The sequence below is a fragment of the Streptomyces viridosporus genome (assembly GCF_002078235.1).
GTDB lineage: Bacteria > Actinomycetota > Actinomycetes > Streptomycetales > Streptomycetaceae > Streptomyces > Streptomyces viridosporus.
In genome coordinates this window covers 1-10,542 of the sequence record NZ_MSGP01000274.1, presented here as the reverse complement: position 1 = coordinate 10,542, position 10,542 = coordinate 1, and the positions used below count along the sequence as shown (strand labels likewise).

The following is a 10,542-nucleotide window of genomic DNA, read 5'->3' as shown; positions in this document are numbered from 1 at the left end:
ATCTCGGCCGGCCGCGGCCGGGGCTCCAGGGCCGGGCGGCCGTCCGCGGACCGCTGGAGGAGGGCGGCGAGCCCGGCCGGGGTGGCCGACTCGAAGAGGCTGCGCAGTGGCAGTTCGACGTCGAACGCGGACCGCACGCGGCTGACCAGGCGGGTGGCCTGGAGGGAGTGGCCGCCGAGTTCGAAGAAGCTGTCGTCCACCCCGACGGCCGGGAGGCCGAGGATCTCGGCGAACAGACCGCAGAGGATCTCCTCCTGCGGGGTGCGCGGGGCGCGGCCGGTGCCGCCGACCGCCTCCTCGGGCGCGGGCAGGGCCTTGCGGTCGAGCTTGCCGTTGGCGGTGAGCGGGAGTTCGCCGAGCACGACGAACGACGACGGCACCATGTACTCGGGGAGCGTGGCGGACAGTCGGTCGCGCAGCGCTCGGGGATCGACCGGCGGGCCCTGGACGTCGCGGGGGACGGTGTAGGCGACGAGCCGCTTGTCGCCGGGCCGGTCCTCGCGGACCAGCACGACCGCCTGGGCGACGTCCGGGTGGGACACCAGCACCGACTCGATCTCGCCGAGCTCGATCCGGAAGCCGCGCAGCTTGACCTGGTGGTCGGCGCGGCCCAGGTACTCCAGGGCTCCGTCGGAGCCCCAGCGGACCAGGTCGCCGGTGCGGTACATGCGGCCGCCCGCGTCCCCGTAGGGGCAGGCGGTGAACCGCTCCGCGGTCAGCGCCGGGCGGTTCAGGTAGCCGCGGGCCAGTTGCTCGCCGGCGAGGTAGAGCTCTCCCACCACGCCCGGGGCGACCGGGCGCAGCGCCGCGTCCAGCACGAGGACGCTGGTCCCGTCGACGGCCCGGCCGATGGCCGGGACACCCGTACCCGCGATCAGCGGTTCGCTGATCGTCGCCGCCACGGTGGATTCGGTGGGGCCGTAGGCGTTGATCATGCGGCGGCCGGGTGCCCAGCGGTCCACCAGGGCGGCGTCGGTGGCGTCGCCGCCCACGATCAGGGTGGTGAAGTCCGGCAGGTCCGTGGCCGGGACGGTGGCCAGCGCGGCCGGCGGGATCAGCGCGTGGGTGATCCTCCGGTCGGCGAGGACCCGGCCCAGGGCCTCGTCGGCCAGCGGGCCGGGCGGGGGGACCACCAGGGCCGCGCCCCGGGGCAGGCTCATGCACAGTTCGAGGACCGAGGCGTCGAAGCTGGGGGAGGAGAACTGCAGCACCCGGCTGTGCGGGCCGACCGCGCAGCGTTCGGCCAGGACGGTGGCGAAGGCGGCCAGGCCCTGGTGGGAGACCACCACGCCCTTGGGGCGGCCCGTCGAGCCGGAGGTGTAGATGACGTAGGCGGGGTGGGCCACGGTCAGTTCCGCCGGCCGGTCGGTGTCCGTCGGGTCGGTCGCCGGTGCGGCGGCCAGGTCGAGGCGGTCCAGGAGCAGGCGGCCGGCGGTTGCGGACTCGGGCAGGCGGTCCGCGTCGTGGCCGGTGGTGATGACCAGGACGGGGTCGGCGTCGTGGAGCATGTAGGCGATGCGGTCGGCGGGGTAGTCGGGGTCGACCGGCAGGTAGGCGGCGCCGGCCTTCATCACCGCCAGGCGGGCCACGACGATGTCCACCGAGCGGGGCAGCAGCAGGGCGACGATCCGCTCCGGGCCCACGCCCCGGTCGATGAGGTGGTGGGCGAGCCGGTTGGCCCGCTCGTTGAGCTGCGCGTACGACAGCGAGGTGTCGTCGGACACGACCGCCGGGGCGTCCGGGGTCCGGGCCACCTGCGCCTGGAACAACGCCGGGAACGTCGCGGCGGGCACCGAGGGCCGGGCACCCCGCCACGCCTGCAGCAGCTGCTCCCGCTCCGCGCCGGTGAGCACGTCGAGGCGGCCCAGGAGCTGCTCGGGGGCATCGGTGAAGCTCTCCAGGATGTGCTGGAGCCGCCGGCCGATGAGCTCCGCCTGCCGGGCGGTGAACAGATCCGGGCGGTAGCCCATGCGCAGCCGCATCCGCTCGCCGGGGAGGATCGCCAGGCTGAACGGGTAGTGGTTGTCGTCGGTGGTGTGCACGCCGGTGACGCGCAGACCGTCGACGGGCTCCGAGAAGCCGTCGGTGTCGATCGGGTAGCTCTCGAACGCCGTGATGGTGTCGAAGAGTTCGCCGCCACCGAGGAGGGACTGGATGTCGGAGAGGCCGTAGTGCTGGTGGTCCATCAGCTCCGACTGCTCGTCCTGCAGACGGCGCAGCAGGTCGGCGACGGGCTGCCCGGCGTCCAGGCGGACGCGGACCGGCAGGGTGTTGATGAAGAGGCCGACCATGTTCTCCATGCCGGCCATCTCCGGCGGCCGGCCGGAGACGGTGCTGCCGAAGACGACGTCGTCCCGGCCGGTGAGACGGCCCAGCAGGACGCCCCAGGCGGTCTGCACCACGGTGTTGACCGTGAGGTCGTGACGGCGGGCCAGGGCCGCGACGGCCGCGGTCAGCTCCTCGGAGAGCTCGTGGTGGTGGTAGTGCGGGGGCTCGGCGGCGGCGGCCGGGGCGGCCGGGGCCAGCAGGGTGGGCTCCTCGACCCCGGCGAGGGCCCGGCCCCACGCCTTCGCCGCCGCGTCGCGGTCCTGGGCGGCGGCCCAGGCGAGGTAGTCGCGGTACGGCGTGACCCGCGGCAGCCCGGTGGCGTCACCGCCCTGCGCGTACAGGACGAACAGCTCCTGCAGCATGATCGCCATCGACCAGCCGTCGAGCAGGATGTGGTGGTTCGCCAGCACGAAACGGAACCGCCGGCCCGAGAGCCGTATGAGGGTGAAGCGCACCAGCGGCGGCGCGGTCAGGTCGAAGTGCTGGGCGCGGTCGGCGGCCATGAGCGCCTCGAGGCGCCCCGGCTCGTCCTCGGCCGCCACGTCCGTCAGATCGACCTCCTGCCAGGGGAGTTCGACCTCGCGGGGGATGATCTGCACGGGCTTGTCGAAACCCTCGTGCACGAAACCGGCGCGCAGGTTCGCGTGCCGCCGCAGCAGGGCGGCGGCAGCCGTCTTCAGGGCCGCCACGTCCAGGGCGCCTTCGAAGTCGAAGGCGATCTGACCGCCGTACACGTCGAGCTCCTGCTCGTCGAGCAGGGCGTGGTACAGCATGCCCTCCTGCATCGGTGACAGGGGGAGGACGTCCTCAAGTCCCGCACCATTCATGACGACTTCCTCCACGTGCTTTCCAGAAGATCGAGTTGTGCCTGCGACAGGTTCACCAGCGGCATGTCCGACGGCGAGTGGCCGCCCGCCTCCGGTGCGGCGGCGTACCGGGTCAGCGCCTCCAGGGCGTCGAACCAGTCGTCCGCCAGGTCCTGCATGTCCTGCTCGGGGAACAGCCCGTCGGGCCAGGTCCAGGTGACGTTCAGTTCGGGACCTCCGGGAAGGTCCCTGACGAGGGCGTTGATCTCGATGGCGTGTGCCAGTCGGGTGTCCGGGTCGCCAGCGGCGGCTCCGGTCAGGGCGGCCGACTCCGGCGCCACGGCCCAGTCCTGCTCCTCGGCGCCCGGAGCACCGAGGCGCCCGAGGTAGTTGAAACCGATCTGGGGGTCCGGGTACTCGGCCAGCAGGGGAGCCGTGGCCGGGTTGAGGTGGCGCAGCATGCCGTACCCGATGCCGTGGTCCGGCACGGCCCGCAGTTGCTCCTTGACCCGTTTCACGGCGCGTCCCAACGCCGCGCCGCCGGCCCTCACCTCGTCCCGGTCGAGCTGTCCGGGGTCGAGCCGCACCGGGTACACGGTCGTGAACCAGCCGACCGTACGGGACAGGTCGGCGCCCCCGACCACGTCCTCACGGCCGTGGCCCTCCAGGTCGACGAGGACGGCTCCGTCCTCGCCGAGGCCCCGACGGCGGCGCCACTGCGCCACGGCCAGAGCGAGCCCGGTGAGCAGTACGTCGTTGACCCCGCCGTGGAACGCGGCCGGGACGTCGGTGAGCAGCGGTTCGGTGCGATCGGCCGGCAGGCTCAGGGTGAGCGAGCGCGCTCCGGCCGCGGTGTCGGACGGCGCGAGCGGGCGTGCGCCGAGAGGCGCCTCCTCCTCGGACAGCATCTCCAGCCACAGCTCCACCTCGTCCTCCCGCTCGGCGGCGGCCTCGGTCAGGCGCTGCGCCCAGCGGCGGAAGGAGGTTCCGTTCGGTGCCGGGCGCGGCTGTCCGCCGTCGGCGGCGGCCTGCCAGGCGGCGGCGAGGTCCGGGAGCAGGATGCGCCAGGACACGCCGTCGACGACCAGGTGGTGGGCGGTGACCAGCAGCCTGCCGGGGGCCGACGGCCCGGCGTCGAACCAGACCACCCGGAGCATCCGCCCGGCGGCCGGGTCGAGTGCGCGCCAGGCGGCCTCCGCCTCGGCGGCGATCAGCGCCTCCAGGTCCGCGCCGGTGAAGCCGCCCGTGGGAACACGGACGACGACCTCGGCGGCCGGGACGCCGCCGCGGGCGGGTATCTCCAGCGACCAGGGCGTGTCGTCCGCGCCGCGGGTCACGGTCATGCGCAGCGCGTCGTGGTGGTCCAGCAGGGCCTGGACGGCCGTGGTCAGGTGCTCCAGGCCCAGTCCGGCCGGCACCCGCACCAGCATCGACTGGACGAAGCCGTCGGTGGCCCCGCCGTGCTCCTGGAGCCAGCGGATGACGGGGGTGGCCGGCAGGGCGCCGATCCCGGCGTCCGGGTCCTCCACGGGGGTGTCCTGAGCCCGGCGGACCACGGGCGCCAGGGCGGCGACGGTCCGGTGCGTGAAGACGTCCTTCGGGGAGAACACCAGGCCGGCGGCGCGGGCGCGGGCGACGAGCTGGATGGAGACGATGGAGTCCCCGCCGAGGTCGAAGAAGCTGCTGTCGACACCGACCTCGGGCAGTCCGAGCACGTCCGCGAAGAGCGCGCACAGCGCCTGCTCGACCGGGTCGCCCGCCGCACGGCCGCCCGTCGCCCGTGCCGAGAAGTCCGGTGCGGGCAGCGCCGCGCGGTCGAGCTTGCCGTTGGCCGTCAGCGGCAGCGCGTCCAGCAGGACGACGGCCGCGGGGACCATGTACTCGGGCAGGGTCCGCCCCACCCGTTCCCTCAGCGCCGCGGGCTCCGGGGCGGCGCCGGCGGCCGGGACCGCGTAACCGACCAGCCGGCGGACGCCGGGGGTGTCCTCGCGGACCACGACGGCGGCCGCGGCCACGTCGGGACCGGCGGCCAGCGCCGACTCGATCTCGCCGAGCTCGATGCGGAAACCGCGGACCTTGACCTGATCGTCCGTCCGGCCCCGGTACTCCAGCAGCCCGTCCGCCGTGGCCCGCACCAGGTCGCCGGTGCGGTACAGGCGGGAGCCGGGCTCCCCGAAGGGGTTGGCCACGAAGCTGCCGGCCGTCAGGTCGGGGCGGCCCAGGTACCCGCGGGCCACCTGGTCGCCCGCGAGGTACAGCTCACCGGTCACGCCCGGCGGGACGGGCCGCAGGTGTCCGTCGAGGACGTGGACCCGGGTGTTGCGCACCGGCCGGCCCACCAGGGGCTTCTCGCTGTCCGCCAGGGGCAGGAACACGGTGTCGATGGTGGCCTCGGTCGGGCCGTAGAAGTTGTACGCGGTGGTGTGCGGGGCGGCGCGCAGCCGGGACCACAGGTCGGGGCCGAGGGCTTCGCCGCCGAGCATCAGCACCGCGGGGTGGTGCCGGCCGTCGGCCAGCAGTCCCGCCTCCACCAGTTGCCCGGCGAACGCCGGGGTGAGGTCGAGGAAGTCGACGCGTTCCCGGTCGACGTAGCCGGCCAGGGCCTCCGGATCGCGACGGGTGTCGTCGTCGATCAGGTGGAGTTCGTGGCCGTCGAGCATCCACAGCACGCCGTCCCAGGCGGTGTCGAAGGAGAACACGGCCGTCAGGGCCACCCGGAAGCGGCCGTCGGGGTCGTCGGCCCGTGCGTGCCGGTCGAAGAGCGTCTCCTTGTGGCCGTGGAACAGGTTGACCAGGTTGTGGTGCTGCACGACCACGCCCTTGGGGCGGCCGGTCGAGCCCGAGGTGTAGATCACGTACGCCGGGGCCGCGGGGGTCAGCGGCGCGGTGCGGTCGGTGTCCACCACGTCCGCCGGATCGGCGGCGGCCAGCTCCCGGCCGGTCTCCTCCGCGTCCAGCACCAGGCGTCCGATGCCCGCGCCGAGACCCTCGGCCGTCCAGTGGGCGTCCCCCTCGCGGTCGGTCAGCACCACCGTCGGCGCGGCGTCCCGCAGCAGGTAGGCGATGCGGTCCGCCGGGAACTCGGGGTCCACCGTCAGGAAGGCGGCACCGGCCTTCAGCACCGCGAACATCGCGACCAGCGCCTGGGGGCCGCGCGGCAGCGCGAGCGCGACGATCCGCTCCGGTCCGGCGCCGCGTCCGATGAGCAGCCGGGCCAGCCGGTTGGCCCGCTCGTTGAGTTCCGAGCAGGTCAGCGTGGTGCCGCGGAAGACGACGGCGGTCGCGTCGGGCGTGCGGGCGGCCAGGTCCTCGAGCAGGGCCTGGACGGGGTGCCTGGGCACCGGGTGCAGCAGCGCGTTCCCACCGGTGAGCGCAGCCTCCCGCTCCTTCGCGGTCAGCACGTCCAGCCGGCCGACCGGACGGTCCGGGTCCGCGGCCACCGCTTCGAACAGCCCGGTCAGCCGGGCGGCCAGAGCCTCCGCCCGGTCCTGCGGGAAGCGGCCCGGAGCGTACTCCAGCCGCAGCCGGAGCCGGTCCCCGGGCAGCGCCGCGAGGGTGACGGGGTAGTGCGTGGCGTCCGCGCCGTCGACGTCGGACACCCGCAGCCCGGTGCCGGGGAGTTCGAGCACCGCGGCGTCCATCGGGTAGCTCTCGAACACGGTGAGGGTGTCGAAGAGGTCGCCGATGCCGACGAGACCCTGGATCTCGGAGAGCTGCACGTGCTGGTGGGGCATCAGTGCGCTCTGCGCGGCCTGCACCCGGGTCAGCAGGGCGGTGACGGTCTCCGCCGGGTCGACGGTGATCCGCACCGGCACGGTGTTGATGAACAGGCCCACCATCGACTCGATGCCCGGCACCTCCGGCGGCCGGCCGGAGACGGTGGCACCGAACACCACGTCGTCCCGGCCGGTGAGACGGCCCAGCAGCACCGCCCACAGGCCCTGCACCACGGTGTTGAGCGTCAGTCCGGACCGGCGGGCCCACTCCTGGAGCGACGCGGTCAGCTCCGCCGGCAGCTCGAAGGGAAGCTGCCGCGGCACCTCGGCCCCGTGGTCCGCGCCCCGGGCCCCGGAGTCGTCCGGGACCAGCAGCGTCGGCTCCTGCACTCCGTGCAGCGCGCTCCGCCAGGCGTCCAGGGCCACGGCGCGGTCCTGCTCGCCGACCCAGGCCAGGTAGTCGCGGTACGGGGTGACGCGCGGCAGGTCGCGGTCGGCGCCGACGTTCCGGGCGTAGAGGGCGAACAGTTCGCCGAACACGATCGGCATGGACCACCCGTCGAGCAGGACGTGGTGGTTGGCGAACACCAGCCGGTGGCGTTCGCCGGCCAGCTTCACGAGGGTGAAGCGCAGCAGGGGCGCGACGGACAGGTCGTAGCGGGCGGCGCGGTCCTCGGCGAGGATCCGCTCCACCCCGGCCCGCTGCGCGGCCTCGTCGAGACCGCTGAGGTCGACCTCCCGCCAGGGCAGGTCCACGGTCGCGGGGATCACCTGGACCGGGCGGTCCGCGACGTCCAGGCGGAACGCGGCCCGCAGGTTGTCGTGGCGCGCCAGCAGCGACTCGGCGGCGGCCCGCAGGGCGCCGGCGTCCAGCGGTCCGTCCAGGCCGAAGGAGAACTGGACGCTGTAGACGTCCGGTCCGCCCTCGTCGAACATCGCGTGGAAGAGCAGCCCCTCCTGGAGCGGCGCGACCGGCAGGATGTCGGACGGCGCGGGGTGCGTCTCCTCGATCCGGTCGATCTGCTCCTGGCTGAGCCGCACCAGCGGCAGGTCGGCCGGGGTGAAACCGCCCGCCCCCGGCAGGGCGGCGTGCGCGGCGATGTCCCGCAGCGCGTCGAACCACGCGGCCGAGAGCGCCCTGACGGCCGCCTCGTCCAGCAGGCCCTCGGCCCACACCCAGGTGACGGTGAGCACGGGGCCCTCGTCCTGCCCGTCCCGGACGACGGCGCTGATCTCCAGCGGGTGCGGCACGGCCATCGCCGCGTCGGCGACGCCGGCGCCCAGCAACAGGTCCGACTCGGCGGCCGGGGCCCAGTCGGCCGGGCCCGCGCCGCCGTCCATGCGGCCCAGGTAGTTGAAACCGATCTGCGGAACGGGCAGCGCGGCGAGCAGGGGCCGCGCCCCGGGGTCGAGGTGGCGCAGCAGGCCGTAGCCGATGCCGTTGTCGGGCACCGCCCGCAACTGTTCCTTGACCCGCTTCACCGCGGCGTCCACCCCGTCCGTACCCGCGTCCAGACGCACCGGGAACAGGCTGGTGAACCAGCCCACCGTCCGGGACACGTCGACGCCGGCCAGTACGTCCTCCCGGCCGTGTCCCTCCAGGTCCAGCAGCACGTCGTCACCGTCGAGGCCACGGGCCCGGCGCCACTTCGGCACCGCCAGGGCCAGGCCCGCCAGCAGCACCTCGTTCGCCCGGGCGTGGAACACCCGGGTCACCTCGCTCAGCAGCGCCGAGGTCACGGGGGCCGGCAGCGACACCGACAGCGACCGGGTGGTCCCCATGGTGTCGCGGGCCGGGTCGACGGGGCGGTCGCCCAGCAACGGGTCGGGCCCGGCCAGGGTCCGCTCCCAGAACGGCAGTTCACCGGCGCGGTCGGCCGTGTGAGCGGTGAGCTCCCGGGCCCAGGTGCGCAGCGAGGTCGGCACCGGATCGAGTTCGATCCGGCGGCCCGCCGCGACGGCCGCGCCCGCGGCGGCCAGGTCGGTGAGGAGGATGCGCCACGACACACCGTCGACCACGAGGTGGTGGGCGACCAGCAGCAGCCGACCGGGAGCCTCGTCCCCGGCGTCGAACCACACGGCCCGCAGCATCACGCCGTCCTCGGGGGCGAGGGCCGCCTGCGCCATGTCGTGGTGCCGGGCGACGGCCTGCCGCAGACCGGTCCCGGTCATGCCGTGCGCGTCGGCGCGCAGGATCAGGTCGGCGGCCCGGACGGCGTCGCGCGGGAGCACCTCCAGGGACCAGCCGTCGGCGCGGCGGTGCAGCCGGCTGCGCAGCGCGTCGTGACGGTCCAGGAGCGCCTGCACCGCCTCGGTGAGCTGCTCCCGACGCGTTCCGGCGGGGATCTGCAGCAGCATCGACTGGCTGAACCGGTCGGTGGGACCGCCGAGTTCGGAGAGCCAGGCGACGATGGGCGTGGTGTCGACGGGACCGATGCCCGCGTCCGGGTCCTCCGCCGCGTGCGCGGTGGCGGCTTCGGCGACCTCCGCGAGCGCGGCGACGGTCTTGTGCTGGAAGACGTCGCGGGCGGTGAGGGCGAGCCCGGCCCTGCGGGCGCGGGCGACGAGCTGGATGGAGACGATGGAGTCGCCGCCCAGGTCGAAGAACCCGTCGTCGACGCCGACGGTCTCCACCCCGAGCACCTCGGCGAAGATCGCGCACAGCGTCGTCTCCACCGGCCCGGAGGGCGCCCGGCCCGCGCCCGCCGCCCGGCCGTACGCGGGTGCGGGGAGCGCGGTGCGGTCGAGCTTGCCGTGGACGGTGAGCGGGAGGGCGTCGAGGGGGACGATCGCGGCCGGGACCATGTGCTCGGGCAGGGTGGTGCGCAGCGCGTCGCGGAGGGCGGCCGGGTCGGCGGTGCGGTCGGTGTCGTGGACGGTGTAGGCGATGAGGCGGCGGTCGCCGGGGCGGTCCTCGCGGACGACGACGGCGGCCTGGCGGATGCCGTGGAGGTGCCGGAGGGCGGTTTCGACTTCTCCGAGTTCGATGCGGAAGCCGCGGAGCTTGACCTGGTCGTCGGTGCGGCCGAGGTAGGTGAGCTCGCCCGGTGCGCTCCAGCGGACGAGGTCGCCGGTGCGGTACATCCGCTCACCCGGTGCCCCGAACGGACATGCGACGAAGCGTTCGGCGGTGAGGTCGGGGCGGTTCAGGTAGCCGCGGGCGAGGCCGGTGCCGGCCACGTAGAGCTCGCCGGTGACGCCGGGGGCGACCGGTCGCAGCCCCTCGTCCAGGACGTAGACGCGGGTGTTGGTGATGGGGGTGCCGATGGGCACGCTGTCCGGCTGGGTGCCGGTGAGCGGGGTGCTCATGGTGGCGCAGACGGTGGTCTCGGTGGGGCCGTAGGCGTTGATCATGCGGCGGCCGGGCGCCCAGTCTTCGACGACCTGGGCGGGGACGGCCTCGCCGGCGACGACGAGGGTGGTCAGTGTCGGCAGGTCCGACGGTTCCATCGCGGCCAGGGCGGCGGGCGGGATGGTGGCGTGGGAGACGCGCAGGTCGCGGACGGTGTCGGCGAGGTCGGGGCCGGGGCGCAGGTGGTCGGCGGTGGCGGTGATCAGGGTGGCGCCGGACAGCCAGGTGGTGAAGACCTCGGAGACGGAGGCGTCGAAGCTGGGGGAGGCGAACTGCAGCAGGCGGCTGTCGGGGGTGAGGGTGAACCGGTCGATCTGCGCGGAGGCGAGGTTGCCGACGC

2 protein-coding genes are annotated in these 10,542 nt (G+C 74.5%); both read right to left on the bottom strand.

The window, feature by feature from the left end; genetic code table 11:
- Positions 1 to 3,155, bottom strand: a 3,155-nt coding sequence (locus B7L92_RS20135; RefSeq protein WP_081238911.1) for a non-ribosomal peptide synthetase, incomplete at its 3' end; no start/stop codon positions are given.
- On the bottom strand, positions 3,152 to 10,542 hold a 7,391-nt coding region (locus B7L92_RS20130), incomplete at its 5' end, for a non-ribosomal peptide synthetase (protein ID WP_143626355.1). The genes B7L92_RS20135 and B7L92_RS20130, both read right to left, overlap by 4 nt.